Genomic DNA, 25,564 nt, shown 5'->3' with positions numbered 1-25,564 from the left:
AATGCTTCCATGACAAAGGCCTTCGTCGTCGGCCATCCGATCCGGCATTCCCGTTCGCCGATGATCCATGGCCACTGGCTCGCCCGGCATGGGCTCGAAGGAGCCTACGAGAAGCTCGACGTGGCGCCCGCCGATTTCCCCACCTTCGTCCGTTCCTTCGCGGCTCAGGGCTATGCAGGTGGAAACGTCACGATCCCGCATAAGGAGGCGGCCTACCTTTCCGTCGACCGGCGCACGCCGCGGGCCGAAAAGATGAAGGCCGTCAACACCTTGTGGGTGGAGGACGGACTTGTCTGGGGCGACAACACCGATGTCCTCGGCTTCATGGCCCATCTCGACGATACTCTGGGGACAGGCTGGGAACAGGCTGTGGATACGGCCCTCGTCCTCGGGGCGGGCGGCGCCGCGCGGGCCGTGGTCGCCGGACTTCAAGACAGGCCGATCCGGCGGATCCTCGTGGCGAACCGCACCCTCGCCAAGGCCGAGGAGCTGGTCCGGGACCTGGACCCCGAGGGCGCCGTGCTCGCGGCCCTGCCCTGGGAGGAGGTCGGCGGCGCGGTCGCGGCCGCGGATCTCATCGTCAACACCACCTCGCTCGGCATGGCCGGGCAGCCTCCCCTCGCGCTCGATCTCTCGGCCGCCCGGCCCACAGCGGCCGTGGCCGACATCGTCTATGTGCCCCTTGAGACGCCGCTCCTCGCGGCCGCTACGGCGCGGGGCTTGAGGACCGTCGACGGCCTCGGCATGCTGCTTCACCAGGCCGCACCCGGCTTTGCGCGCTGGTTCGGGGTCACGCCCCAAGTCACGGCGGAGCTGCGAGCGCTCGTCGAGGCGGATCTCAGGAGCAAGGCATGACCTTCGTGCTGGGGCTCACCGGCTCCATCGGGATGGGGAAATCGGCCACCGCGGCCATCTTCCGGGAATTCGGCGTCCCGGTGCACGATGCGGATGCGGCCGTGCACGCCCTCTATCGCGGCCGCGCCGCGCCGCTCATCGAGAAGGCTTTTCCGGGCACCGTCCGTGACGGCATCGTCGACCGGGCCCGCCTCGGTGCCGCGGTCCTCGACGATCCGGCCCGGATGCGGGAGCTGGAGACCATCGTTCATCCGCTCGTGCGGGAGGAGGAGGAGCGTTTCCTCGCGTTCGTATCTCCGTCCGGCCTTGCGGTTCTCGACATCCCGCTCCTTTTCGAGACGGGCGGCGAGGCGCGCTGCGACGCAGTCGTAACGGTGACGGCCCCGGCTTCCGTCCAGCGCCAGCGGGTCCTTGCCCGGCCGGGCATGACGGAGGAGAAATTTAACGCGATCCTGGCAAGGCAGATGCCGGATGCCGAAAAGCGGGCGCGAGCCCATTTCCTTGTTGATACGGGCCGGGGCTTCCCTTCGGCCGAGGCCCAGGTCCGGGCTATCCTCGCCTGCCTGGCCGGCCGGCCGGGACGTGTCCGTCGCCGGGTGGAGTTGTGAAGATCGTGCGTGAAATCGTTCTGGATACCGAAACCACCGGCACCGACCATGCCAAGGGCGACCGGATCGTCGAAATCGGCTGCGTCGAGCTCCTCAACCATATCCCGACCGGGCAATTCTATCACGTCTACATCAATCCCGAGCGGCCGATGTCGGAAGGCGCCTTCGCGGTCCACGGGCTGAGCGACGAATTCCTGGCCGACAAGCCGGTCTTCGCGGCGATCGCGCAGGATTTCATGGATTTCGTGGCCGACGGGCGCCTGGTGATCCACAACGCCGCCTTCGACGTCGGCTTCCTCAATGCCGAGCTGGCGCGCACCGGCCATCCGCCCTTCGTCCTGGCCGATGTGATCGATACGCTCGGGATGGCGCGGCGCAAGCATCCCGGCGCGGCGAACAATCTCGACGCCCTCTGTTCCCGCTACGGCATCGACAATTCGAAGCGCACCAAGCACGGGGCGCTCCTCGACGCCGAGATCCTGGCCGAGGTCTATATCGAGCTGATCGGAGGCCGGCAGGTCGGCTTCGATCTCGCCGTGCAGCCGGCAAGCCGCCTCGGGCGCTCGGCCGTGACGGGCACCGGCGCCCTCCGGGAGGCGCGGCCGCGGACCACCATCATGCGCCTGACCGATGCCGAGCGGGCCGCCCATGCGGCCTTCGTCGAGACCCTGGGCGGGTCGCCCCTGTGGCGGGAATATCTGGGCGAGGCCAAGCCCGAATAGAAACGGTCCGAATAGAAAACGCCCCGAAGCCGAGGGCCCGGGGCGTTTTCCGAAAGTCGTCCGGAGGCCGGAAGGCTCAGGACAGGGTCTGACCCGCAGCCTGCTGCGCAGCCTGGACCTCGGCGGCCCGCTGCCGGTAGAGCGCCACGAAATCGATCGGATCGATATAGAGGGGCGGGAAGCCGCCGTTGCGCACCGCTTCGGCGACGATCTGCCGGGCGAAGGGGAAGAGCAGGCGCGGGCACTCGATCATGATGACCGGGTGGAGCTGGTCCTGCGGAACGTTCTGAACCCGGAACACGCCCGAATAGGTCAGCTCGAAGGCGAACAGCACGTCCTTGCCGCCGATCTTCGCGTCGCCCTCGAGGGTCAGGTCGACCTCGAAATCGGCCTCCGCCAGCTGCTTGGCATTCACGTTTACCTGCAGGTTGATCTGCGGGCCTTCCGATTGCGGCTGGAGGGAGCGGGGGGCGTTCGGGTTCTCGAAGGAGAAATCCTTGCAGTATTGGGCGAGGGCGTTAAGGGCGGGCATGCTGCCGTCCTGCGCTCCGTTATTTGCCGCGTTATCGGCCATGTCGTGATGCTCCCAAGAGAAAAGTCGGCGAGATTTTGTCGGTTGAGCCCGCAGGACGCGCCTTGAAAAAGTGCCGGATCGGCCACGGGCCATGGACCTCCGCGCTACCATGCTTCACTCCGGCGAACAAGATTGAGCTGTTTTGGATCGCTTGTCGCGCAGGAAGGTGGATGTTACGACCGGAGACCCCCATATGCGAAGGAATACCCCTTCGCCGGAAGGGGCACATTCCCGGCGTCACGGCCGGGTCGGGCAGGCCGCTAACGGATCGACGATGCAGGATTCCTTCGACATCACGACCCTCATTTTCATCGTACTCGCCATTTTCGTGGTCTGGCGCCTGCGATCGGTGCTCGGCCAGAAGACCGGCAACGAGCAACCGCCATTCGATCCCCTCGCCCGTCGCGACGCTCCGCCGGTGCGTCCCGGCGCCGCCAAGACGGACCAGGACAACGTGGTCCGGCTTCCGGGCGCCAATGGTGACGGCACCGGCGCGCGCGCCGAGCCCGCCACCCCGCCGGGGGAACGCTGGAAGGGCTATGCGGAGGCCGGCACGCCGATGGCCGCCACCCTGGACGAGATCGCCCGGGCCGAGCCGTCCTTCGATGCCGGCACCTTCCTGGAGGGCGCCAAGGCGGCCTACGAGATGATCGTCACGGCCTTCGCTCAGGGCGACCGCAAGATGCTCAAGGATCTTCTGTCGAAGGAGGTCTACGAGGGCTTCGAGCGCGCCATCACGGAGCGTGAGCGCCGGGGCGAGAAGGTGGAGACCACCTTCGTGTCCATCGATAAGGCCGAGATGGCCGGGGCCGAGATTCAGGGCAAAAACGCCCAGATCGTGGTCCGCTTCCTGTCCAAGCTCATCACGGCCACCCGCGACGCCGCGGGTGCAGTCGTGGACGGAAGCCCGGACACTGTGGTCGACGTCACGGACGTGTGGACCTTCTCGCGCGCCCTGGGGAGCCGCGACCCCAACTGGCAGCTCATCGCCACCGAAGCGGGACAATGAGGCATGGCGGTCGGATCGTCCTCGGCCTCGCCCTCTGGATTCTGACCGTGGCCGCCTCGGAGGCCGCCACGAGGCTCGCCGGAACGGCGCGGCTGGAGCCGGTCGCCTTCGCGGATCTGGCCGGCTGGGACACGGACGATCACGGGGCCGCCTTCACGGCCTTTCTGCGCACCTGCGGCCCCCTCTCCGAAGGGGCCGATTCGCTTCGCCCGGCCCGGGAGCCCGAAGCCTCTCTCCTGGCCGTCTGCCGGAAGGCCCTGGCGGCCGGTTCCCTCGCGGGTCCGGCGGCCAAGGCCTTCTTCGAGACCCATTTCCGGCCCTCGGCCGTGGTCCCGCTGACCGGCGAGGGCTTCCTCACGGGCTATTACGAGCCCGAATTCCTCGGCTCCCGTAAACCCGACGCAACCTATCGCGCCCCTCTTCTGGCCCGCCCGGACGATCTCGTCACCGTCCCGCAGGGCGAGACCCTGCCCGGTCTTGGATCAGACCTTCAGGCGGGGCGGCGTACGGAAACGGGCTATGCGCCCTATCCGGACCGCGCCGCCATCGAGGATGGGGCTCTCGGCAACCGGGCGGAACCCATCGTGTACCTGCGCGAGCCGGGCGAGGCCTTCATCATCCATGTGCAGGGCTCGGCCCGGATCCGGCTGCCCGACGGCTCGTCCCTCCGGGTTGCCTATGCGGGCCGCAACGGCCATCCCTACACGTCCATCGGCCGCCTCCTGGTGCAGCGGGGCGAGATGGATCTCGAGACCATGACCCTGGAAAAGCTCCTGGGCTGGCTGAAGGACCATCCGGACGAGGCCCGTTCCCTCATGCGGGAGAACCGCTCCTACATCTTTTTCCGCGAGGCCGCGGAGCTCTCGCTGGAAGACGGGCCCATCGGCGGGGCCGGCGTGCCCCTGGTCCCGGGCCGCAGCCTCGCGGTCGACCGCTCCCTCTGGACCTATGGCCTGCCCGTCTGGCTCGACGGGCGGATGCCCCTCTCGCTCGACCACAGTGAGCCCCTGCGCCGCCTCATGATCGCCCAGGATACGGGCTCGGCCATCGTCGGTCCGGCCCGGGGCGATTTCTTCGTCGGCAGCGGCGCCGAGGCCGGCACCCGCGCCGGGCTCCTGCGCCATCCGGTCCGGTTCGTCGTCTTCGAGCCCGTCGCCGCCCCATGACCGGCCGGCGCCGTTCCCGCCCGCTCAACGATGAGGAGCGCCGGCTCTGGGCCCATGTGGTCCGGGGCGTCGCACCCATGAAGGGTCGTGTCCTCCCGGCACCCGAGGAGGAGCCGGCCCCGGTCGTGCCGGCAAAGCCCGAGACGGCCTCGTCGCCGGCCGCCCTTGCGACACCCCTGAATGGGACCCACAAGCCGACCTTGCCGCCCCTCGCGCCCATGGAGCGCCGGACCCTCCAGGGGCTGCGCCGCGGCACCAGGGCCGTGGACGCCATCATCGATCTCCACGGCATGCGCCAGGACGAGGCGCACGGGGCCCTGATTCATTTCCTCCATCGCTCCCAGAATGCTGGCCATTCCCTCGTCCTCGTGATCACCGGCAAGGGCGGCGCCGGAACCGGCGGCCTCTTCGAGGAGCGGGGCGTCCTGCGCCGGAGCGTGCCGCACTGGCTCCGGCTGCCGGACCTCAGATCTCTTGTGGTCGGCTTCGAGGAGGCCTCTCCCCAACACGGCGGATCCGGTGCACTCTATGTCCGGCTCCGCCGCAGGCGCGGCGCAGGATGAACGAATGACTCCTTTCGGCGAACGGGTGCGGCAGCTGCGCCGCGAGCGCGGCTTGATGCTGAAGGACATGGCCGCGCATCTCGGCGTTTCGAGCGCCTATCTGTCGGCCCTGGAGCGCGGCGAGCGTGGCAAGCCCACCTGGACCCTCATCCAGGGCGTGCTGCAATATTTCAACATCATCTGGGACGAGGCGGACGAACTGGCCCGCCTTGCCGACCTGTCCGACCCGCGGGTGAAGATCGACACCTCCGGCACCCATCCCCGCGCGACGCTGCTCGCCAACCGGCTGGCCCGGGAGATCGGCCAACTCAGCGAGGACGAGGTGGACGAGATGCTGGCGATCCTCGACCAGGCGCAGGACCGCAGCCGCAGGGCCTCGTCCTTCACGGAAGCGAGGCCGGACGGGGAACGCTCCGCGCCATCCCTGCAGGAGGCATGAAGGGGCCCCAGGCTTGACCCTTGCGCCGACGGATGCGAAAGCGGCGCCGGCCCACAGGCCTCCCGCATTCATTCCGACGGTCTTCCATGTCCCAATCCCGCATCGACGTGCTCACGCTCGGCAACGCTATCGTTGACGTGCTCGCCCATACGGACGAGGCCTTCCTCGCCCGCAAGAAAGTCCACAAGGGCGCCATGCAGCTCATCGACGAGGCCCGGGCCGAGGAGCTCTTCGGCGACATGGGCCCCGCGACCGTGGTGTCCGGCGGCTCGGCGGCCAATACGGCGGCCGGCGCTGCCTCCCTCGGCGTCAAGGCGGGCTTCATCGGCAAGGTGAAGAACGACGAGACCGGCCATTATTTCGCCCGCGACCTCAAGGCGGCGGGAATCCACTACGACGTCGCCTTCGCGCAGGACGGGCCCGCCACCGCCCGCAGCTTCATCCTGGTGACGCCGGACGGCGAGCGCACCATGAACACCTATCTGGGCGCCTGCCAGAACCTGACCCCCGAGGACATCCGGGCCGAGACCATCCAGGCCTCGTCCTATGTCTATCTCGAAGGCTATCTCTGGGATCCGCCGGCCGCGAAGGAGGCCTTCCGCAAGGCCGTGGGCATCGCCCACGAGGCCGGCAACCGGGTGGCGCTCACCCTCTCGGACGCCTTCTGCGTCGACCGTTACCGGGACGAGTTCTTGGGCCTCATGCGCGACGGCAGCCTCGACATCCTGTTCGCCAATATCCACGAGCTTCAGAGCCTCTACGGCACCTCGGACCCCGACAGCGCCCTTGCGGCCTTGCGGGACGAGAAGGTGCTCGGGGTCATCACCCGCTCGGCCGAGGGCGCCCTGGTGGTCAGCCGCGGCGAAACCCGCGCCGTGCCGGCCTTCCCGGTCGACAAGGTGGTGGACACCACCGGCGCCGGCGACCTTTTCGCGGCCGGCTTCCTGGCAGGCCTCGCCCGGGACCTCGACCTTGTGGATTGTGCCCGCCTCGGCGGTCTCGCGGCCGCCGAGATCATCGGCCATCTCGGAGCCCGGCCCCAGGCGAACCTGCTCGACCTCGCCCGTCAGGAAGGCCTCCTGCAGTAAGCAGCCCTCCCGGCCCATTCCGCTTCGTCATCCCCGGGCTTGGACCCGGGGATTTTTGTTTGGGCGGGCTGTACTTCCGAAGGGCGGATGGCCGGGAGAGGCGCAGCGATGATGAGCTGTAACTTCTCCAGAAAAGCGCGTGTTCCCCTCCCCCTTGTGGGGAGGGCCAGGGTGGGGGTGTCGGCGCTGAACTCTCAGAACGTGGCGCTCACACCCCCACCTCCACCTCCACCTCCACCTCCTCCCCACAAGGGGGAGGAGAGACGCGCAGCGCCTCCCGCGTCATTCCGGATTGCCTCTAGGCAAGTCCGGAACCCATAACTACTGACGGTACAGGACCATATGCAGCGGCTTTCGCAGCCTTCATTCTGAAACGCTATTGTTTATGGCTTCCGGGCTCTCGCTATGCTCGCCCCGGAATGACGGTCGTCTTGTCTGCCCTCAGGAGCGGAATCACCCGGTCGCGGGTGAGGGGCGCGAGCGGGATGTTGGGCGGCGGGTCCAGGTCGATCCAGCGCAGTTCGGCGATTTCGGCCGAGACGGACGGCACGCCCTCGAGAGCGGCCGCATAGAGGGCCGCCTCGACCGTGCGGCCGGGCTCGTTGGCCGCCGGGGCCGTCATCGTTTCGAGGAAGCGCAGGGAATCCGGCCTCACCGTGCAGCCCAATTCCTCGCGGATTTCGCGGGCCAGGGTCGCGGCATCGTCCTCATGGGGCTCGCGCTTGCCGCCCGGCTGCATGAAGGCCTGCGTGCCCTGCTTGCGGACAAGGAGCAGACGTCCCCTCTCGTCCCTGACGGCGGCGGCCACGATGCGGATCGGGGCGGTGACGTCGGATGCGGACATGGCTTCTCCTGGATGGGCAGCGCCTTCCGGAGGCGGCATTCCGATCTAGTCTTCCGGCCCGTCGATGGCCACGAGCCGGCGGCGGACTCCTTCGAGCCCCTCAGTCAGTCGCACGAGATCCTGCGCCAGGGCCTCGTGCATGGCGGCGGCAGCGGCCGGAAATTCCTCCAGCACGCGGCGCATGAGGCTCGGGCTGACGCGGATGACCGTCGAGGGCTCGCGGGCGATTGCCGTCGCCGGGCGCTCGATGCGGGCGAAGAGAGCCGCCTGGCCGATCAGGGAGCCGGGACCAACCACGAAATCGGCCGCGGAGCCGTCCTCATGGGCATCGAGCGCGATGGCGCCACGGCTTACGACGTAACCGCCATCGGAGCGGTCGCCCTTGCGGAACAGGGTGTCGCCCTCGCGTAAGGTCCGGCTCTCGGCCGCGAAGGCGACGAGGCGCAGGGCGTCCCGGTGAAGCAGGCCGAAGAGCGGGGCGCCGGACAGGATGGCGATATCGTCGTCGAGGGCCATCGTCAGGGGATCAGCTTGTAGCCGCCGGGCTCGGTGACGAGGATGCGGGAATTGGACGGATCGCTCTCGATCTTCTGGCGCAGCCGGTAGATATGTGTCTCGAGGGTGTGGGTCGTGACGTTGGAATTGTAGCCCCAGACCTCCGCCAGCAGGGTGTCGCGGCCCACCACCGCCTGCCCGGCCCGGTAGAGATAGCGCAGGATCGCGGTTTCCTTCTCGGTGAGCTTGAGCTTGGAGCCCTTCTCGCTGGTGAGAAGCTTCGAACCCGGGCGGAACGTGTAGGGCCCGATCTGGAAGACGGCGTCCTCGCTGGCCTCGTACTGGCGCAGCTGCGCCCGGATGCGGGCGAGGAGCACGGCGAACTTGAAGGGCTTGACCACGTAGTCGTTGGCGCCCGCCTCCAGGCCCATCACGGTGTCGGTGTCCGAGCCCTGGGCGGTCAGCATGATAATCGGGCTGCGGAAGCCCTCCTGGCGCATGATCTTGACGGCCTCGCGCCCGTCCATGTCGGGCAGGCCCACATCCATGATGACGAGGTCGATCCGGTCGGTCTTGACCTTCTGCATGGCTTCGGTCGCGTTTGCGGCCGTCGCGACCTGGAATTCCTCGTAGAGGCCGAGCTGCTCCACGAGCGCGTCGCGCAGGTCCTGATCGTCGTCGACCACGAGGAGACGGCTGGCATTCGACATTGCAATCCCTTCAGGCGAACCTCGAGCGGCGGATCTTACGCGAAGGATAGGCCCCTTTCGCGGATCGTGCGTCTGCCCTTAGACTAGTCATTCCCAACTTGACAACAAGGGCCGCCCCTGCCCCGTCCACTGTCCATGAAGCGCACGCGCGTCAACCTCATCGTCGTCCGCCGCTCTCCCCTCGACCCCCGCCGCGGGCGTCTCGAAGCGGGAACGCTCGTCCTGCCCTGCGCGCTCGGCCGCTCCGGAACCCGGCGCGACAAGCGCGAGGGCGACGGCGCCTCCCCGGTCGGACGCTTCGCCCTTTTGCAGGGTTTCTACCGGGCCGACCGTCAGCCCCGGCCCCGCACGGGCCTGAAACTGCGCCCCATCCGGCCGCAGGACGGCTGGTCGGACGACCCGAAAGACCGGCGCTACAACCGGCCGGTCCCCCTGCCCTGCCCGACGAGTCATGAGAAAATGTGGCGGGAGGACCATCTCTACGACGTGGTCCTCGACATCGACTGGAACCGCGGGCCCATCCGCCGCGGCCGGGGCAGCGCCATCTTCCTCCATCTCGCCCGTCCGGGTTTTTCGCCAACCGAGGGCTGCGTCGCGATCCCCCGGCAGGCGATCCGCCGTCTCCTGGAGCGGATCGGGCCGGACACGCGGATCGCCATCGTCGGCTGATGGCTTCCCCAAGCTTTGCAATCAGACGCCGCATCCCCATCTCCAGGCCATGCTCCAACGAAAGGCCGTCCGTCCATGCGTCTCCTGATCGCCCTGCTCCTCCCCTGGCTGACCTTCTTCACCATCGGCCGGCCCTTCGCGGGACTGATCTGTCTGATCCTGCAGGTCACGCTCATCGGCTGGCTCCCGGCGGCGTTCTGGGCGGTCTACGCCTTGAGTCAGTTCAACACGGACAAGAAGATCGCCGCCGCTCTGCGCCAGAACGGGCGCTGACCCGGAGTAATCCGGGTGCGACCGGCGCACGCATCACCTTTTCGGCCTTTCGCGGCCGATCCATGATAGGCTGATGCTCTGTTCCGGAACGGAGCGCATTGATCCATGACCGAGCGTCCCAAGCTGCCCCACGAGGGAATGGTGCTCGTCAGCGACGGGCGGAAGGCCCTGCTGCTGAGGAATGCCGGCAACGAGATCGACTGGAACCTGACGGTGGACAAGGTCCTGGAGGTGCCGGACAACCCGCCGACCGCCGAACAGGGCACGGACAAGCCCGGCCGCGCCTTCGCGTCCGACGGGGCGCGCAGCGCCGTGGGCCAGACCGATTGGCACGACCTCGCCGAGGCGAGTTTCGCCGGCGACGTGGCGAAGGCGTTCGAGCAGGCGGCGGCCCAGGCCAAGGCCGTGATCGTCGTGGCGCCGCCCCGCACCCTCGCGGAACTGCGCCGGCAGTTCTCGCCGCCTTTCAAGGCCCGCATCGTGGCCGAGGTGGACAAGGATCTCACCCGTCACCCCGTGCACGACATCGAAAAGCACCTGCGGGCCGAGCCATAGCGGCCCACAGGTTCCGCCTCCTATTCGTCCGAGAGCCCGGCGTAGAACGCATCCGGCGAAGCGACCTCCCTCGCCTTTCGGCCTTCCACGACCAAAAAGCGCGTGCCGACCGTCTCGATGAAGCGGCGATCGTGCGAGACCAGGATGCCGGTAGCATCGGCCGCGAGGATCTCGGATTCCAGGGCCTCCCGGCCGGGAACGTCCACGTGATTCGTGGGCTCGTCCAGAAGATAGAGGTTCGGTTCCGTCAGGCGTAAGGCCAGGAGGCCGAGCCGGGCCCTCTCACCGGGCGAGAGCCGCGCGACCGGCCGCTTCTGCTGCTCGATGGGAAAGCCCGCGCCGGCAAGAAGCGCCTTGCTGCGCTGATCGCCCAGGCGGAAGGCCGACAGGATGAAGCCGAGCGGCGTTTCCTGCGGCGGGATCTGCGACAGGTCCTGGTCCGTGTATCCGAGGATCGCGCTCGGGCTGATGCGGATGCCCGGATGCGCGTCGGGATCGCGCACGGCCCGGTTCAGCAGACGCACGAGCTGCGACTTGCCGACCCCGTTGCGGCCGAGCACCACGATGCGATCCCCCTGCTCCACCTCGAGCTTCGGGATCGTGAACAGGATCCCGCCGTCCGGCGGGCGCACCGTGAGGTTCTCGGCCGCGAGAAGGATCCGCGCATGGGTGGAGCGGCTCGCCAGCCGCACTTCGCCGGGCCGGTCCCGATGGAGCGCCTGCAAGCCCTCCTCAAGGTCGGCGGCACGTTTCTTCAGCTGCTTCGCCTTGGTGAGCAGAAGATCGCTGCCGCTGTTGATGCCCACATTGCGTAACTCGCCGGCATTCTGACGCAACCGCCTGATCTCCTTCCAATCCTTCTCGTTGCGGTCGGCCAGGGCGGAATCCTGCTCGGCGAGCAGCGCCCGGGCGCGGGTGAACGGATGCGCGAACACGACCGATGTCTCGGGCCTCAGGAACAGGGTCCTGGTGGTGCAGGCATCGAGGAAATCCCGGTCGTGGCTGACGATCGCCATCGGCACAGGCCCGGCATCCTCCCGGATCCAGCGCTCCAGTCGAAAGAGCTTTTCCAGGTCCAGGTGATTGGTGGGCTCGTCGAGGAGCAGGAGGTCCGGCTCGGCGATCCAGGCGCGGGCGATCAGCGCCAGCCGCTGCCAGCCGCCGCTCAAGGCGCGCAGGATCTGGCCGCGCATGGGTTCCGGGGTCTCGAAGCCGTCCAGCGCCATGTCGGCGCGCCATTCGTTGCCCTCGCGCTCGTCCGGCGCCAGGCCGTTGAGGACCGCCTCCCGGAGGGACAGGTCCAGCAGGTCTTCGGGGGCCTCCTGCATGACGATGCCGACCCGCAGGCCGCGGGAGCGGACGATATCGCCCTCGGTCGGCTCGGCGAGGCCCGCCATGCAGCGAAGGAGCGTGGTCTTGCCCGTGCCGTTGCCGGCCACGATGCCGAGGCGGTCGCGCCCCGTGAGGGTGAGAGTCAGGTCGCGGAACAGGGGCGCGGGAGTGAGGACGGAAAGATTGCGGAGGCTGATGGAGCCCATGGTCTGTCTCAAATCGGTCGGCGCGGCGGCAAGGCGCGGCGCGAAAGTCGTGAACGTGGCGTGGGACGCACCGGGCTCGGGCGACGAGCCTCGGACGCGAAAAAGCCGTTCAGAGCAGACCGGGATGAGAGGAGGACGCGCGGTGCATCTTCAGCTTTGGAAGATGCAGGGGTGACGGAAGGCCGGCGTCAGATCCGTGTCGGGGTCCGCCCTGCAACATGCAATTGCTGCAGGGCCTGCCAGGGGCCGAACATGCGTAGATGCATCGCTTCACACATGCAGCCCTCCTCGGTTAGTGTGGATCTTCCTAAAGACTAGCTTCATGCAGGGTGCGACGCAACGGCCTGTCGGAGGGAAAATGGGGCTTGCGGCCGGGCGGGATCCGGGACCGGGAAGATGGCCAAGAGAATTGTTTCCTTGCATGATGGCCGAGGCAGTTCAGATACAATGTTTCGTTTCATGAAGGCAGGCACGTCGATCCCCTTTCGACCGGCCACTCTGCGCAACCTTGCTTGCACGATCCTCATCGCCACGGGTTCACCCGCCCTGGCACAGGATTACGGCGAATGGCGCGCCCTGACCGAAGAGGAGGACAAGGCCCGCATCGGCGATACGGCGGCGGAATCCATCGATCCGTCGACGATCGAGGCCGATTTCGACGGGGACAGCCGGACTGACACGGCCCTGATCGCCGTCCGCAAGGCGGATGGGACACGCGACCTGATCGTCGATCTCGGGCGCAGCGTCCACGTGCTCATCCGCTCGGAAGAGCGCGGCATGAGCGTCGATCCCGAAGCGGGGCTCGGCCTCGCCAAACCCCGCCGGTGGGACACGATCTGCGGCAAGGCCCTCCGGAAGCTCCAGGGCGGCCTGTGCGAATCCGAGCGCTATCCGGCCTCCGTGACGCTGAAACTCCCGGGAATTCTCTATATCGAAAACGGGCTGACCCAGCTTTATTACTGGGATCGCAAGAAGAAGGCCTTCGAGAGCGTCGTCCTGGTGAACTAGCCGTGCGGCCCTTTCCGGGTCCGGTGCTTCAGGCCCCGCTGTCCGATTTCTGGGCCCTTGGCCGCGATCCGAAGATCGCGCTGCCGACCCGCACATGGGTGGCGCCCATCTGGATGGCGGCGTCGTAATCGGCGCTCATACCCATGGAGAGGGTCTTCAGGCCGTGCTGCGCGGCCATCTTGTGCAGGAGGGCGAAATGCGGCGAGGGCGGGTCCTCGGCGGGCGGGATGCACATCAGCCCCTCGACGGTCAGGCCCCAGCGGGTGCGACAGGCTTCGAGAAAGCCGTCGACCTCCCCGGGCATGACGCCGCCCTTCTGCGGCTCCTCGCCGGTATTCACCTGGACTAGCAGGCGCGGGGCGCGGCCCTGCCGGGCAATTTCCTTGGCGAGCGCCTCGGCGAGGGACGGGCGGTCGAGGGTGTGGATCGCGTCGAAGAGCTGGACGGCTTCCTTCGCCTTGTTGGACTGGAGCGGGCCGATCAGGTGGAGCTCCACGTCCGGATAGCGCTCCCGCAGGGAAGGCCACTTGGCCTTGGCCTCCTGGACGTAGTTCTCGCCGAAGATCCTCTGGCCAGCCGCCAGGACCGGCTCCACGTCTTCGGCCGGAAAGGTCTTGGACACGGCCACGAGCGTGACGGAGGCGGGGTCGCGCCCGTAATCGGAAGCTGCCCGGGCGATGCCGGCCCGGACCTCCTGCAGGCGCTCGACGGGGGTGGTGTCGCTCATATGAGTCCTCCGCACGGCTTTCCCGCGCGCGAAGCCGTTGACCGCGCGGGTGAGCTGTGTCCTAGTCCGCGCCAACCCTGCGGCGCAAGCCGCGTCTTTCATGAATGACGGTGTGACGAGAAAAATGAGGCCCGAGCGCTACAACGCCAAGGAAGCCGAACCGAAATGGCGGAAGGTCTGGAACGACCGCGACCTGTTCAGGACCCGTAACGACGACCCGCGTCCGAAATACTACGTGCTCGAGATGTTCCCCTACCCGTCCGGGCGCATCCATATGGGCCATGTCCGCAACTACACCATGGGCGACGTGGTGGCCCGCTACAAGCGCGCCAAGGGCTTCAACGTGCTTCATCCCATGGGTTGGGACGCCTTCGGCATGCCGGCCGAGAACGCCGCGATGCAGAACAAGGTCCATCCCAAGGAATGGACCTACGCCAATATCGCGACCATGCGCGGCCAGCTGCAATCCATGGGCCTGTCGCTCGACTGGAGCCGCGAGATCGCGACCTGCGATCCGAGCTACTACAAGCACCAGCAGCGCATGTTCCTGGACTTCCTGGAGGCCGGGCTCGTCGACCGCAAGACCGCCAAGGTGAACTGGGACCCGGTGGACCACACGGTTCTGGCCAACGAGCAGGTGATCGACGGGCGCGGCTGGCGCTCCGGCGCCCTGGTCGAGCAGCGCGAGCTGACCCAGTGGTTTTTAAAGATCACGGATTACGCCGAGGATCTGAACGCCCGGCTCGACACCCTCGACCGCTGGCCCGAAAAAGTCCGGCTGATGCAGCGCAACTGGATCGGCCGCTCGGAGGGTCTGCTGGTGCGCTTCGCCCTGCGGCCCGAGACGGCGCCGAACGGCGAGACCGAGCTCAAGATCTACACCACCCGGCCCGACACCCTGTTCGGCGCCAAGTTCATGGCGGTAGCGCCCGACCATCCGCTGGCGAAGGCGGCTGCGGCCAAGAACCCGGAGCTCGCGGCCTTCATCGAGGAATGCAAGCATCTGGGCACCGCCCAGGAGGCCATCGAGAAGGCCGAGAAACTGGGCTTCGACACGGGCATCCGGGCCGAGCACCCGTTCGACCCGAGCTGGACCCTGCCGGTCTATGTGGCCAACTTCATCCTGATGGAATACGGCACGGGCGCGATCTTCGGCTGCCCGGCGCACGACCAGCGCGACCTGGATTTCGTCAACAAGTACGGCCTCGGCAACACACCGGTGGTCTGCCCGCCGGACGTGGACCCGGCCAGCTTCGTCATCACGGACGAGGCCTATGACGGCGAAGGCCGCATGATCAATTCCCGCTTCCTGGACGGCATGACCATCCCGGACGCCAAGGAGGAGGTCGCCCGACGCCTGGAAAGCCAGATGCGTGACGGCAAGCCGGTGGCCGAGCGCAAGGTGAATTTCCGCCTGCGCGACTGGGGCATCTCGCGCCAGCGCTACTGGGGCTGCCCGATCCCGATCATCCATTGCGAGGCCTGCGGCACCGTGCCGGTGCCTAAGAACCAGCTGCCCGTGACCCTGCCGGAGGACGTGTCCTTCGACGTGCCGGGCAACCCCCTCGACCGGCATCCGACCTGGAAGCACGTGGATTGCCCGACATGCGGCGGCAAGGCCCGGCGCGAGACCGACACCATGGACACCTTCGTGGATTCGTCCTGGTATTTCGCGCGCTTCACCGACCCGACCCTGACCGAGGAGCCGACCGACAAGGCGGTGGTCGACCATTGGCTGCCGGTGGACCAGTATATCGGCGGCATCGAGCACGCGATCCTGCACCTGCTCTATTCGCGCTTCTTCACCCGGGCCATGACCCGGACCGGCCATGCGGGCCTGGACGAGCCCTTCGCGGGCCTGTTCACCCAGGGCATGGTGGTGCACGAGACCTACAAGGACCAGAAGGGCGCCTGGGTGCTGCCGAGCGACGTGCGCATCGAGAGCGAGGGCGGTGTCCGCAAGGCCTTCGACGTGCAGACCGGGGCGCCGATCGAGATCGGCTCCATCGAGAAGATGTCGAAGTCCAAGAAGAACACCGTGGACCCGGACGAGATCATCGGGTCCTACGGGGCCGATACGGCTCGCTGGTTCATGCTCTCCGACTCGCCGCCCGAGCGCGACGTGATCTGGACCGAGGAGGGCGTGCAGGGCGCGGCCCGCTTCGTCCAGCGTGTCTGGCGCCTCGTCGGCGAGCTGGCTGACCGGTCGGTCAGCCCCGATGGCGCGGCCGCGGAAGGGCCCATCGGCCTTGCGGTGCGCAAGGCCGCCCACAAGGCCCTGGCGGCGGCCGAAGAGGACGTGGAACGCCTGCGCTTCAACCGCTGCGTCGCCCATCTCTACGAATTCGCCAATTCCCTCCAGGACCTGCTGGTCCAGGCGAAGACGGCCGAAGAGCCGGGTCTTGCCGGTGCCTTCCGGGAGGCCGGGCGGATCTTCGTGCAGCTGCTCGCGCCGATGATGCCGCATCTGGCCGAGGAGAGCTGGGCCGTCCTGGGCGAGCCGGGTCTCGTGGCCGAGGCCGCCTGGCCGACGGTCGAGCGGTCGCTCCTGATCGAGGATTCGATCACCCTGCCGGTGCAGGTCAACGGCAAGAAGCGCGCCGACGTGACGGTGGCGCGCGATGCGGATCAGGCCGCCATCGAGGCTGCGGTGCTCTCGCTCGAAGCGGTGCAACGGGCTATGGAAGGAAAGTCCGCCCGCAAGATCATCGTCGTCCCACAGAGGATCGTGAATGTCGTCGCTTAACCTCAAGGGCCTTGCCCGTCTCGTGATCGTGGCAGGCCTCTCCGTGGGCCTGTCCGCCTGCTTCCGGCCCCTCTACGGGCCCACCGCCTCTGGCGAAACGCTCCAGACGGTCCTGTCCTCCATCGAGGTGCCGGAGCTGAAATGGCCGGACGCCCAGGCGCGCGTCGGACATTACATCCGCAGCGAGGTCATCTACGCCCTCAACGGGTCCGGCCAGGACCTGCCGAAGCGCTATGTGCTGGCTCTCTCCCTGAGCCAGACGCTCCAGAGTCCCATCGTCGACACGGTGACCGGGCGGGCTCAGACGGCGACCATTGCGGGCACCCTCACCTACACCCTGACGGCCAAGGACGGCTCCAAGACCGTCACGACCGCGACCGTCACGTCCTACACCACCTACGAGCGCTTCCCGCAGCGCTTCGCCACCGTGCGCGCCGCCCGCGACGCCGAGATCCGGCTCGCCAAGGCGCTCGCCGACCAGGTCAAGACCCGGCTCGCGATGGAGCTGGCGACGGCCAGCTAACCGCCATGGTGGCAATCAAGGCCGGCGACGTGGAAGGGGTGCTGCGGCGCCCCAACCCGGCCATCGGGGTTTTCCTGTTCTACGGGCCGGATGTGGGCCTCATCAACGAGCGGGCCCGCGCCCTCGCGGAGCGGTCCGTCGAGGATCCGTCGGACCCGTTCCAGCTCATCCGCCTCGACGGGGACGATATCGCGTCCGATCCGGCCCGCCTGGCCGACGAGGCCGGCACCATGGGCCTGTTCGGCGGCCGCCGCGCGCTCTGGGTCAAGGCCACGTCGCGCAACCTCGCGCCGGCCGTGGACCTGGTCCTGAAGGGAAAGATCCAGGACACGACCATCGTCATCGAGGGCGGCGACCTCGCCAAGTCCGCGCCCTTGCGGGTCCTGTGCGAGAAATCGCAGAACGCCCTCGCGCTGCCCTGCTACGCGGATACGGGCCGGGACCTCGGCACTGTCGTGGACGAGGCGCTGAAAAGCGGCGGCTTCGCAATCTCGCGGGAAGCTCGCACGGCTCTCCTCGCCAGCCTCGGGGGCGACCGGCTTGCCACCCGCGGCGAGCTTTCCAAGCTCATGCTCTATGCCCACGGCCGACGGGAGATTACCCTTGAGGACGTGGATGCGGTCCTGAGCGACGTGTCGAGCCTCGCCATGGATGCGGTGGTGGACGCGGCCTTCGCGGGCCAGGGCACGGAGCTGGAAACCGGCACGCGCCGCCTCGCGGCGGAGGGCGTTTCGGCCTCCACGGTGCTTGGCGCCGCCCTGCGCCACGCCCTCATGTTGCTGCCGGCCCGGCTCTCCATCGAGGAAGGAAAGCCCGTCAGCGCCGTGATGGAGGGAATGCGCAGCCTGCATTTCCGCCGTAAGCCCCTGGTCGAGCGCCATCTGCAGCGCTGGACCTCCGAGACCCTGAAGCAGGCCATCGCCCAGATCCAGGCGAGCCTCCTCGACACCCGCCGCCTCTCGGACCTCGACCACGTGGTCACCGCCAAGACCCTGCTCGACCTGGCCCGCGCTGCGCGCCGGTGAGGCATTCTTCTTTCTCTCAGATCTCGGGTGTTCGTGGGAAGCGCCAACATACTCTCCTCCCCCTTGTGGGGAGGAGGTGGAGGTGGGGGTGTCGGCGCTGGGCTTTCAGAATGTAGCGCTCACACCCCCACCCTAGCCCTCCCCACAAGGGGGAGGGAATGCTGTCGAGCTTCGTCCGGAAAAGGTGGAAGGAGCGGCGCTGATCAGAGCTCCAGCTCGGCCGTCACGGGCACGTGGTCCGAGGGGCGCTCCCAGCCGCGGGTTTCCCGGGTTACGTCGATGCCGCGCAAGGTGCCGGCGAGGTCGCCCGAGAGCCAGATATGGTCGAGGCGGCGGCCCTTGTTGGCGGCCGCCCAATCGGGCGAGCGGTAGCTCCACCAGGAATAGATTTTCTCGGGCTCCGGGCGCAGGTGCCGCATGGCATCGGTCCAGCCGGCTTCCTGGCGCAGCTCTTCCAGGGCCGCGGTCTCGACGGGCGTATGGCTCACCACGTCGAGGAGCTGCTTATGGCTCCACACATCGTGCTCCAGGGGAGCCACGTTGAGATCGCCCACCAGGATTGCCGGAGCGGAAGTCGGCCGGGAGCGGCCGCCCCAGGCCCTCAGCTCCTCCATGAACTGGAGCTTGTGGCGGAATTTCTCGTTGAGGTCCGCATCCGGAATGTCGCCGCCGGCCGGGACGTAGAAATTATGGATGGTCACGCCCGAGGCGGCCTTGGCCTCGGTCAGGGTCACGGTGATGTGGCGGGCATCCTGGCGGCCGCACATTTCCATGGTGGAGGTCTGGGCGAAGGGATAGCGGGACAGGATCGCGACCCCGTTATAGCCCTTCTGGCCGAGATGGACCACGAACGGGTAGCCGAAGGACTGGAGCTCCTTCAGGGGGAACTTGTCGTTCGGGCACTTGGTCTCCTGCAGGCACAGGACGTCCGGGCGGCGCTCCGCCAGGAAGCGCCGGACATGGTCGATACGCAGGCGGACGGAATTGATGTTCCAGGTGGAGACGGTGAGTTTCACGGCGTGCATCCTGTAGGCTCGGGCTCCCCTCGGCTACGACAGATTCCACCGCAAGGGAAGGGCGTCGAAGGTCGCGCGGCCCAGGCTCGGCTTCAGGCCTTGCGCCCTCGCAGGGCCCAAGCCCGCGCCGTGAGCGGGATGCTGCCGTCCGGTTCGGTCGGAAGGGTTTTCCTCAGCCGTTCGCGCAGGGCGCCCCGGGCATCCTCGTGGAGCGACATGCAATAGGCCGGGGCATGCGATTGGCCGCCGAGAAACGGCGTCCAGTAATCGTCGAAGTTGCGAAACACCGTGGATATTTCGAGCGGGCGGGTCTCGACGCCGAGAAGACCCAATGGACCGAAGAGGTCGCGCAGCGCATCCGGCTTGCAGATCGGCGCATGAGTGGCCTCGGCTGGTTCCCGCGCCTCGGGATCGAGAGCGATGGCCGCGTCCCAGAAATGGCGCATCATCTCCATTCCGCCCGCATAGTCCCAGACGTAAAGGGCGATTTCGCCGCCGGACCGGGTTACACGCACCATCTCGGCCGCCGCGCTCGGCTTGTCCGGCACGAAATTGAGCATGAGCCCCGAAACCACACGATCGAAGGTATTGGCCGGGAAGGGGAGGTTCTGCGCGTCGGCTTCCCGGAGCTCGACCTTGCTCCCGTCGAGCCGCTCGCGCGCCCGTTCCAGGAAACCTCCCGACGGATCGGCGCCGACCAGCCGCCCGGGCTCGCCATGTGTTGCGATCGCCTCGGTCAAGGACCCGGTCCCGCAGCCGACATCGAGCCAGTCGAGGGCTGGCGGGGAATCGAGCCATGCGAGGAAATCGCGGGCGACGAGCCGGCTCCAGCGGCCCATATAGGCCTCATAGAGATCTGCGCTGACCCAGCGGACTTTCGGCGCCTCGGCCATGGAACGGCTCCAGTGCATGTCGCGCCGGGCCGCCGTCTCCGAGAAACCGGATCTAGCGGTTGTTGCCGATCACCGGCGCGTTCGGAATCCGGAACAGGGCCTGGTCGATGGACCGGCCGCGATTGGTCTTGTTGAGGGTCACGACGGTCTGGAAGCCCTGCGGGTCCGTGATCCGCCACTGAGTCAGGTTCTGCATCTCCGGGTCGAAATACAGCGCGATCCGGGAGGTGCCGCCGAGCGTCGAGCTGTCTTCGAGGTTGATGCGCACGGAGTTCGGCTCGCTGGAAATGCCCGTAACGGCGATGTCCCGGCCGAGATTGACCCGCTCGCGCAGCAGGAATTTCAGGGGCGTCTGCTGGATGAAGTAGAGGTCTTGCGTGTTGAGCTTCGTGTCCCGCACGGCGACGGAAGTGCCGTCGGCGATGACTTCCAGGGTGGCGGGCGGATCGTATTCGAAGCGCAGCTTCCCGGGGCGCTGGAGATAGAGGGTGCCGCCGAGCCGCCGCCCATCGCCGCCGACCTGGGTAAAGTCGGCCACGAGGGTGCTCATGTTGGTGAAATAGGCATTGGCCCGGTCGACGATTTCCTGGTTCGACAGGGGCTGGGCCCGGGGCTGCACTCTGGCCATCGCGGCCGGGCCAACGGCCGCCGCCACGACGGGCTTGGCCGCGATCTCGACCGGATCGCCGGCCGCAGCCTCCTTGGTTTCCTTGAGGGCCACCGGGCGAACCGGCGGCGGCGGCAGGGGCGCGATCGCCGGAACGACGGCAGCTTCCTTCACGGGTTCCGGCGCGGGGGCGGGCGCATCGATCGGCTGGACGGCCCGGCGCGGCGCGTGAAACGTCGAAGTGGCGAGAGGCGCGGCCGTCAGGGTGAAACCCTCAGCCGCCGACGCGAGGGTCGCGGGCGCAGCCGGGGAGGGGGCCCTGGGCGGCTGGAACAGCTCATAGGGAAGCACCTGCGCCGCAGCCGGCAGCGTTCCGGCGACCGCAAAGGTCGCAAGGAGCGTCGTCAGGCGGATCGGGCTCGAAAGGCGCATCCGGAAAAATCCTTTCAGGTCAGGCGCTGCGCTAGCCTTCTCATGTGGCCAATCGATGACGCTCTTCCCAGGGCCGAGGTTCCTGCTGCGTCGATTCGATCCACGCTTCGGGTCCCGCCTCAATCCTCGCCCATATCGGGGCTTTCCATGAGGATCTCGCGCTTTCCGGCATGGTTGGCCGGGCCGACGATGCCCTCCTTCTCCATCCGCTCCATCAGCGAGGCCGCCCGGTTGTAGCCGATCTGCAGCCGACGCTGGATATAGGACGTCGAGGCCTTCTTGTCGCGCAGGACCACGGCGACCGCCTGGTCGTAGAGATCGCCGCCCGGCGCTCCGAACTCGCCCTGGTCGAAGACCGGCGAGTCGCCGCCCGCGCCACCCTCGTCCTCGTCGGCCGTGACGGCCTCGAGATATTGCGGCCGGCCCTGACGCTTGAGGTGGGCGACGACCTTCTCGACCTCCTCGTCGGAGCAGAACGGCCCGTGCACGCGCATGATCCGCCCGCCGCCCGCCATGTACAGCATGTCGCCCTGGCCCAGAAGCTGCTCGGCCCCCATCTCGCCGAGAATCGTCCGGCTGTCGATCTTCGACGTCACCTGGAACGAGATCCGGGTCGGGAAATTCGCCTTGATCGTGCCGGTGATCACGTCCACCGACGGACGCTGGGTCGCCAGGATCACATGGATGCCGGCCGCACGCGCCATTTGGGCGAGGCGCTGGATCGCGCCTTCGATCTCCTTGCCGGCCACCATCATCAGGTCGGCCATCTCGTCGACGATCACCACGATGTAGGGCAGAGGCTCGAGGTCCATCACCTCGTCCTCGTAGACCGCTTGGCCGGTCTCGCGGTCGAAGCCGGTCTGGACCGTGCGGGTGATCACCTCGCCGCGCGCCTTGGCCTCCGAGACGCGGGCGTTGAAGCCGTCGATGTTGCGCACGCCCAGCTTCGACATCTTCTTGTAGCGGTCCTCCATCTCCCGAACCGCCCATTTGAGCGCCACCACGGCCTTCTTGGGGTCGGTGACGACCGGGGTGAGCAGGTGCGGGATGCCGTCATAGACCGACAGTTCCAGCATCTTCGGGTCGACCATGATCAGCCGGCATTCCTCCGGCTTCAGCCGGTAGACCAGCGACAGGATCATGGTGTTGATGGCGACCGATTTGCCCGAACCGGTGGTGCCGGCGACCAGCAGGTGCGGCATGCGTGCGAGGTCTGCAATCACCGGCTCGCCGCCGATCGTCTTGCCGAGGCAGAGCGCGAGCTTCTGCTTGGTCGATTCGAAATCCTGGCTCGCGAGAAGCTCGCGCAGGAACACAGTCTCGCGCTTGTGGTTTGGCAGCTCGATGCCGATGGCGTTGCGCCCCTGCACCACCGCGACGCGGGCCGAGATGGCGCTCATGGAGCGGGCGATGTCGTCGGCGAGCGAGATCACGCGAGAAGATTTGGTGCCCGGCGCGGGCTCGAGCTCATAGAGCGTCACCACCGGGCCGGGGCGCACGTTGATGATCTCGCCCTTCACGCCGAAATCCTCCAGCGTCCCTTCCAGGAGGGTGGCGTTCTGCTCGAGCGCATCCGCCGAGACGGTCGGGGCCTGCGGCTTCTTCGGCTCGGCGAGAAGGCCGAGGGCCGGGAGCTGATAATCGCCCTCGTCCAGGAAGGAGGGCTGCGCCTCGCGCACGATCCGCTTGCCGGGCTTCGGCGCCGCCGCCACGGGCGCAACCCGCGTCGGCGTGGGCTCCGGCATGGCGACGCGGCTGCGGCCCGCGGCCGGGACCTCGTCCCAATCCTCGTCGTCTTCGTCGTGGAGGGGCGCGGCCGCCGGGGCGGGCTTCGTCCGCCGGGGCGCCTCGTCCAGAATCGGTTCGCGCCGGGTCCAGATCGCGTCCGGTGCGCCGCGCCGGGCCACGGGCGCGGCCTCGTCATGGCCGGCTTCCGCCCGCCGTTCGGCCCAGCGGCGCGCGGCGGCGCGCAGGCTCATGAATCCGTGCGCAAGGGCGCCCAGGGACACGATGCCCCAGCCGGGCTCGTCCCGCCCGGGTTCGTCCGCATCGTCCCATTCGGCCTTGCGGCGTCCGCGTCCGGTCTCGACCGGCTCGTCATGTTCGTCCGCATCGTCCCGGTCGCGGTCCTCCGCGAGACCGAGGCCACAGGCGGCGCTCAGGGTAAGGATCGCGACGGCCGCGAAGACGAGGCCAAGCACGGCGCTGCCCGAGCCACTGGCAAGGCCCGTAACGGCCTTGGCGGCCGCGAGGATCGCGTCTCCCACCACACCGCCGAGGCCGGTGGGCAGGGGCCAGCGGTCCGTAGCCGGCAGGGCGCTGGCGAGCGCGGTTGCGGCCCCGGCTCCGATGACCCAGAGGGCGAGGCGCAACTGCACCCGGCCGAGATGGCCGGATTTCATCTGCCGCCAGCCCCAGAGAGCGAGGGGCAGGAGGGCCGCGATGGAGCCGAGCCCGAGCAATTGCATGAGGAGGTCGGCCGCGATGGCGCCCGGCCAGCCGAGCAGGTTGCGGACCGGCGCGTCGGTGGCGTTGTTGAGGCTCGGGTCGTCCACCGACCAAGTCGCGAGGGAGGCCGCCACCGCGCCCGCGAGGACGAGCAGGCAAAGGCCGATCATCTCCTGAGCCCGGCGGGCCACGAAGGCCCTCAGGGCGCTGGAAAGACCGTCATAGGCTGACGAGGGGCGGCGTGCCGTGCGCATCGAAAACCCTGAATCGCAATGTCATTCATGAAGTCGAGCTGCGACAATAGGGGGAGGGGGTTAAGGGTCCTTTAACCCTACGGCGGCGGCCCCGCCCGTTGACGCGCCGCCCGGGACGGACCAGTGTCCGCCCATGACCAGCAGGGCATTCATTCTCAGGCGGTGGCAGCGGGCCGGGATCGTGGCCGCGCTCGCCTATGCGCTGGCGCTCCAGGCCCTGCTTTTCGCCTTCGGCGGCGCGCTTCATGCCCAGGATGCGCTGATCCCCGGACCGACGGCCATCCTCTGCGGCCAGGGAAAGGGTGCGGTGCCTGATGCGCCGGCGCAGGCCCATGATGCCCTGTGCTGCGTCCTCAGTTGCGGGGTCTCTGCCACAACCGGGCCCCTGCCGGCCGTCGCCGGGCTCGAAAGGCCGGCGGCGCTTCCGCAGACGGTCGCGTTCCTGCCGGCGGAGCCGCTCCTTGTCCGGTTCTCCAGTTTCCTTCCTGTCGGGTCGCGCGCGCCGCCGCGCCTGGGTTGATCGTCCGCTCGCAGATCATTCCCGAACCCATCACAGGACCCGTTCCATGAAACCGACTTTTTCCACGCCGTTCCTGGCCGCGGCCGCGCTCATGCTCGCCGTCTCGCCATCCTTTGCCCAATCCTCCGCCTCGCCCGCGCCGATCAAGGCCGGAGCCCTGACCATCGAGCAGCCCTGGTCGCGCGCAACGCCCGCCGGCGCACAGGTGGGCGGCGGCTATCTGCGCATCACGAATACGGGCAAGGAGCCCGACCGGCTCACCGGCGGGTCCGCCCCGGTCGCGTCGCGAATCGAGGTGCACCAGATGTCCATGGTCGACAACGTCATGCGCATGAAGCCGGTGGATGGCGGGCTCGAGATCAAGCCGGGCGAGACCGTCGAATTGAAGCCGGGCGGCTATCATCTCATGTTCATGGACCTGAAAGAGCCCCTCAAGGACGGCGAGACCGTCAAGGGAACCCTGGTCTTCGAGAAGGCCGGCTCGGTTGCGGTGGACTTTGCAGTGCGCGGCATGGGTCAGGGAGGGGGCCAGAATATGGGCCACGGCGCGGCACCCGCACCCATGCAGCATAAGCATTAGCGCAGGAGGTTTCCCATGGTTTTCAAACGGTCCATCCTCCTGCCGCTGCTGGTGTTTCTCACGGCGGCGCTGGTGCTCCTCGTCACCCTGCTGCTGATGCTGCCGGGGCCGAACTCGTCGGGGACCGCCTCGCGGGTGCCGATCGGCGGCCCGTTCCAGCTCACTGACCAGAACGGCAAGCCCTTCTCCAGCGAGAGCCTGAAGGGTAAGCCCTTCGCGCTCTTCTTCGGCTTCACACACTGCCCCGAGGTCTGCCCGACCACCCTCTACGACCTCACCCAGGACCTTGAGGCCCTGGGCAAGGATGCGGACCGGATGAATGTGGTGTTCGTGACGGTCGATCCCGAGCAGGACACGCCGGAGCTGATGAAGACCTATCTGTCTTCCTTCGATCCGCGGATCATCGGCCTCACCGGCACGCCGGACGAGATCGCCGCCGCCGCCAAGGCCTACAGGGTCTATTACAAGAAGGTCCCGACGGAGTACGGCTACACCATGGACCACACGGCGACGATCTTCCTGATGGACGGCAAGGGCGATTTCTCCGGCGCATCCAACTTCCAGGAAGCGCAGGACATCCGGCGCGAGAAGCTCAGGAAGCTCGTGAAGAACGGGTGAGCCGCCCGAGCGGCGCAGGATGCGAAAAGCCCCGACCTTGCGGCCGGGGCTTTTCCTTT

At 67.8% G+C, this 25,564-nt stretch carries 28 protein-coding genes; 18 read left to right on the top strand and 10 right to left on the bottom strand.

Annotation, left to right across the window (positions count from 1 at the left end):
* The first annotated feature begins 9 nt into the window (after positions 1-9).
* From C4E04_RS20490 to dnaQ, 3 genes are read left to right on the top strand one after another with little or no spacing between them, the layout of a single operon-like run.
* Positions 10-855 (top strand): shikimate dehydrogenase, encoded by an 846-nt coding sequence (locus C4E04_RS20490; RefSeq protein ID WP_109600512.1) that lies wholly within the window; start codon positions 10-12, stop codon positions 853-855.
* On the top strand, positions 852-1,463 hold the full coding sequence (gene coaE / locus C4E04_RS20485; protein WP_109600510.1) for a dephospho-CoA kinase: 612 nt from the start codon (positions 852-854) through the stop codon (positions 1,461-1,463). The genes C4E04_RS20490 and coaE overlap by 4 nt, the downstream gene beginning before the upstream one ends.
* Positions 1,464-1,465: 2 nt before the next feature.
* Positions 1,466-2,185 carry a DNA polymerase III subunit epsilon gene (gene dnaQ, locus C4E04_RS20480; RefSeq protein WP_109601390.1) on the top strand — a complete coding sequence of 240 codons (720 nt, stop codon included), beginning with the start codon at positions 1,466-1,468 and terminating at the stop codon, positions 2,183-2,185.
* A gap of 76 nt (positions 2,186-2,261) precedes the next feature.
* Here the strand turns inward: dnaQ and secB are convergent, their stop codons facing one another.
* Complete coding sequence (gene secB, locus C4E04_RS20475) at positions 2,262-2,759, bottom strand: protein-export chaperone SecB (RefSeq protein ID WP_109600508.1); 498 nt, start codon at positions 2,757-2,759, stop codon at positions 2,262-2,264.
* Between the two features lie 274 nt (positions 2,760-3,033).
* Here secB and C4E04_RS20470 point away from each other — a divergent pair, with 274 nt between their 5' ends.
* The 5 genes from C4E04_RS20470 (at position 3,034) to C4E04_RS20450 (ending at position 7,024) form a co-directional block, all read left to right on the top strand.
* A complete protein-coding gene (locus C4E04_RS20470) occupies positions 3,034-3,768 on the top strand; it encodes a Tim44/TimA family putative adaptor protein (RefSeq protein ID WP_109600506.1) in 735 nt (244 codons plus the stop codon).
* Complete coding sequence (locus tag C4E04_RS20465; RefSeq protein ID WP_109600504.1) at positions 3,765-4,934, top strand: murein transglycosylase A; 1,170 nt, start codon at positions 3,765-3,767, stop codon at positions 4,932-4,934. The genes C4E04_RS20470 and C4E04_RS20465 overlap by 4 nt, the downstream gene beginning before the upstream one ends.
* The gene (locus tag C4E04_RS20460) at positions 4,931-5,497 is read left to right on the top strand and encodes a Smr/MutS family protein (RefSeq protein WP_109600502.1); all 567 of its coding nucleotides are present in this window, start codon (positions 4,931-4,933) and stop codon (positions 5,495-5,497) included. The genes C4E04_RS20465 and C4E04_RS20460 overlap by 4 nt, the downstream gene beginning before the upstream one ends.
* A gap of 4 nt (positions 5,498-5,501) precedes the next feature.
* The gene (locus C4E04_RS20455) at positions 5,502-5,936 is read left to right on the top strand and encodes a helix-turn-helix domain-containing protein (protein ID WP_109601387.1); all 435 of its coding nucleotides are present in this window, start codon (positions 5,502-5,504) and stop codon (positions 5,934-5,936) included.
* 86 nt (positions 5,937-6,022) lie between these two features.
* Positions 6,023-7,024, top strand: a complete 1,002-nt coding sequence (locus tag C4E04_RS20450) for an adenosine kinase (protein ID WP_109600500.1) — start codon at positions 6,023-6,025, stop codon at positions 7,022-7,024.
* 403 nt (positions 7,025-7,427) lie between these two features.
* On the opposite strand, the gene C4E04_RS20445 is transcribed toward C4E04_RS20450, so the two are convergent.
* From C4E04_RS20445 to C4E04_RS20435, 3 genes are read right to left on the bottom strand one after another with little or no spacing between them, the layout of a single operon-like run.
* Positions 7,428-7,868: an NUDIX domain-containing protein gene (locus C4E04_RS20445; protein ID WP_109600498.1), complete on the bottom strand. Its 441-nt coding sequence runs from the start codon at positions 7,866-7,868 to the stop codon at positions 7,428-7,430.
* 45 nt (positions 7,869-7,913) lie between these two features.
* A complete protein-coding gene (locus tag C4E04_RS20440) occupies positions 7,914-8,384 on the bottom strand; it encodes a cyclic nucleotide-binding domain-containing protein (RefSeq protein WP_109600496.1) in 471 nt (156 codons plus the stop codon).
* A gap of 2 nt (positions 8,385-8,386) precedes the next feature.
* Entirely contained in the window at positions 8,387-9,073 is a 687-nt protein-coding gene (locus C4E04_RS20435; protein ID WP_109600494.1) for a response regulator transcription factor, read from the bottom strand.
* 135 nt (positions 9,074-9,208) lie between these two features.
* On the opposite strand from C4E04_RS20435, the gene C4E04_RS20430 reads away from it, so the two are divergent.
* From C4E04_RS20430 to C4E04_RS20420, 3 genes are all read left to right on the top strand, one after another.
* The gene (locus tag C4E04_RS20430; protein ID WP_109600492.1) at positions 9,209-9,742 is read left to right on the top strand and encodes a L,D-transpeptidase; all 534 of its coding nucleotides are present in this window, start codon (positions 9,209-9,211) and stop codon (positions 9,740-9,742) included.
* 75 nt (positions 9,743-9,817) lie between these two features.
* The gene (locus tag C4E04_RS20425; protein ID WP_109600490.1) at positions 9,818-10,015 is read left to right on the top strand and encodes a YqaE/Pmp3 family membrane protein; all 198 of its coding nucleotides are present in this window, start codon (positions 9,818-9,820) and stop codon (positions 10,013-10,015) included.
* Between the two features lie 105 nt (positions 10,016-10,120).
* On the top strand, positions 10,121-10,570 hold the full coding sequence (locus tag C4E04_RS20420; RefSeq protein ID WP_109600487.1) for a host attachment protein: 450 nt from the start codon (positions 10,121-10,123) through the stop codon (positions 10,568-10,570).
* A 20-nt stretch (positions 10,571-10,590) separates the two neighbouring features.
* Here C4E04_RS20420 and C4E04_RS20415 read toward each other — a convergent pair whose 3' ends face one another.
* The gene (locus tag C4E04_RS20415) at positions 10,591-12,108 is read right to left on the bottom strand and encodes an ATP-binding cassette domain-containing protein (RefSeq protein ID WP_109600485.1); all 1,518 of its coding nucleotides are present in this window, start codon (positions 12,106-12,108) and stop codon (positions 10,591-10,593) included.
* 459 nt (positions 12,109-12,567) lie between these two features.
* Between C4E04_RS20415 and C4E04_RS20405 the strand changes: the two genes are divergently transcribed.
* Entirely contained in the window at positions 12,568-13,116 is a 549-nt protein-coding gene (locus C4E04_RS20405) for a hypothetical protein (RefSeq protein ID WP_162559490.1), read from the top strand.
* Positions 13,117-13,144: 28 nt separating this feature from the next.
* Here the strand turns inward: C4E04_RS20405 and C4E04_RS20400 are convergent, their stop codons facing one another.
* Positions 13,145-13,843, bottom strand: a complete 699-nt coding sequence (locus C4E04_RS20400) for a YggS family pyridoxal phosphate-dependent enzyme (RefSeq protein WP_109600479.1) — start codon at positions 13,841-13,843, stop codon at positions 13,145-13,147.
* 124 nt (positions 13,844-13,967) lie between these two features.
* Between C4E04_RS20400 and leuS the strand changes: the two genes are divergently transcribed.
* Genes leuS through holA form a run of 3 tightly spaced genes read left to right on the top strand, consistent with a single transcriptional unit; the run spans position 13,968 to position 18,137 of the window.
* Positions 13,968-16,589 (top strand): leucine--tRNA ligase, encoded by a 2,622-nt coding sequence (leuS, locus tag C4E04_RS20395; RefSeq protein ID WP_109600477.1) that lies wholly within the window; start codon positions 13,968-13,970, stop codon positions 16,587-16,589.
* Complete coding sequence (gene lptE / locus C4E04_RS20390; RefSeq protein ID WP_109600475.1) at positions 16,576-17,112, top strand: LPS assembly lipoprotein LptE; 537 nt, start codon at positions 16,576-16,578, stop codon at positions 17,110-17,112. The genes leuS and lptE overlap by 14 nt, the downstream gene beginning before the upstream one ends.
* Before the next feature lie 5 nt (positions 17,113-17,117).
* The gene (gene holA / locus C4E04_RS20385) at positions 17,118-18,137 is read left to right on the top strand and encodes a DNA polymerase III subunit delta (RefSeq protein ID WP_109600473.1); all 1,020 of its coding nucleotides are present in this window, start codon (positions 17,118-17,120) and stop codon (positions 18,135-18,137) included.
* A 203-nt stretch (positions 18,138-18,340) separates the two neighbouring features.
* On the opposite strand, the gene xth is transcribed toward holA, so the two are convergent.
* From xth to C4E04_RS20365, 4 genes are all read right to left on the bottom strand, one after another.
* A complete protein-coding gene (gene xth, locus C4E04_RS20380; protein WP_109601385.1) occupies positions 18,341-19,153 on the bottom strand; it encodes an exodeoxyribonuclease III in 813 nt (270 codons plus the stop codon).
* Between the two features lie 92 nt (positions 19,154-19,245).
* The gene (locus C4E04_RS20375) at positions 19,246-20,046 is read right to left on the bottom strand and encodes a class I SAM-dependent methyltransferase (protein ID WP_109600471.1); all 801 of its coding nucleotides are present in this window, start codon (positions 20,044-20,046) and stop codon (positions 19,246-19,248) included.
* Between the two features lie 52 nt (positions 20,047-20,098).
* A complete protein-coding gene (locus tag C4E04_RS21540; RefSeq protein WP_245416175.1) occupies positions 20,099-21,085 on the bottom strand; it encodes an outer-membrane lipoprotein carrier protein LolA in 987 nt (328 codons plus the stop codon).
* A 119-nt stretch (positions 21,086-21,204) separates the two neighbouring features.
* Positions 21,205-23,787 carry a DNA translocase FtsK gene (locus tag C4E04_RS20365; protein ID WP_109600469.1) on the bottom strand — a complete coding sequence of 861 codons (2,583 nt, stop codon included), beginning with the start codon at positions 23,785-23,787 and terminating at the stop codon, positions 21,205-21,207.
* 133 nt (positions 23,788-23,920) lie between these two features.
* Here C4E04_RS20365 and C4E04_RS20360 point away from each other — a divergent pair, with 133 nt between their 5' ends.
* The 3 genes from C4E04_RS20360 to C4E04_RS20350 are packed head-to-tail and all read left to right on the top strand — an operon-like array spanning position 23,921 to position 25,505.
* Entirely contained in the window at positions 23,921-24,307 is a 387-nt protein-coding gene (locus C4E04_RS20360) for a hypothetical protein (RefSeq protein ID WP_109600467.1), read from the top strand.
* A 46-nt stretch (positions 24,308-24,353) separates the two neighbouring features.
* Positions 24,354-24,887, top strand: a complete 534-nt coding sequence (locus C4E04_RS20355; protein WP_109600465.1) for a copper chaperone PCu(A)C — start codon at positions 24,354-24,356, stop codon at positions 24,885-24,887.
* Between the two features lie 15 nt (positions 24,888-24,902).
* Complete coding sequence (locus tag C4E04_RS20350; RefSeq protein WP_109600463.1) at positions 24,903-25,505, top strand: SCO family protein; 603 nt, start codon at positions 24,903-24,905, stop codon at positions 25,503-25,505.
* The last annotated feature ends 59 nt before the right edge of the window (positions 25,506-25,564 follow it).

It is taken from the genome of Microvirga sp. 17 mud 1-3 (genome assembly GCF_003151255.1).
GTDB lineage: Bacteria > Pseudomonadota > Alphaproteobacteria > Rhizobiales > Beijerinckiaceae > Microvirga.
This window is presented reverse-complemented; position numbering and strand designations above follow the sequence as displayed.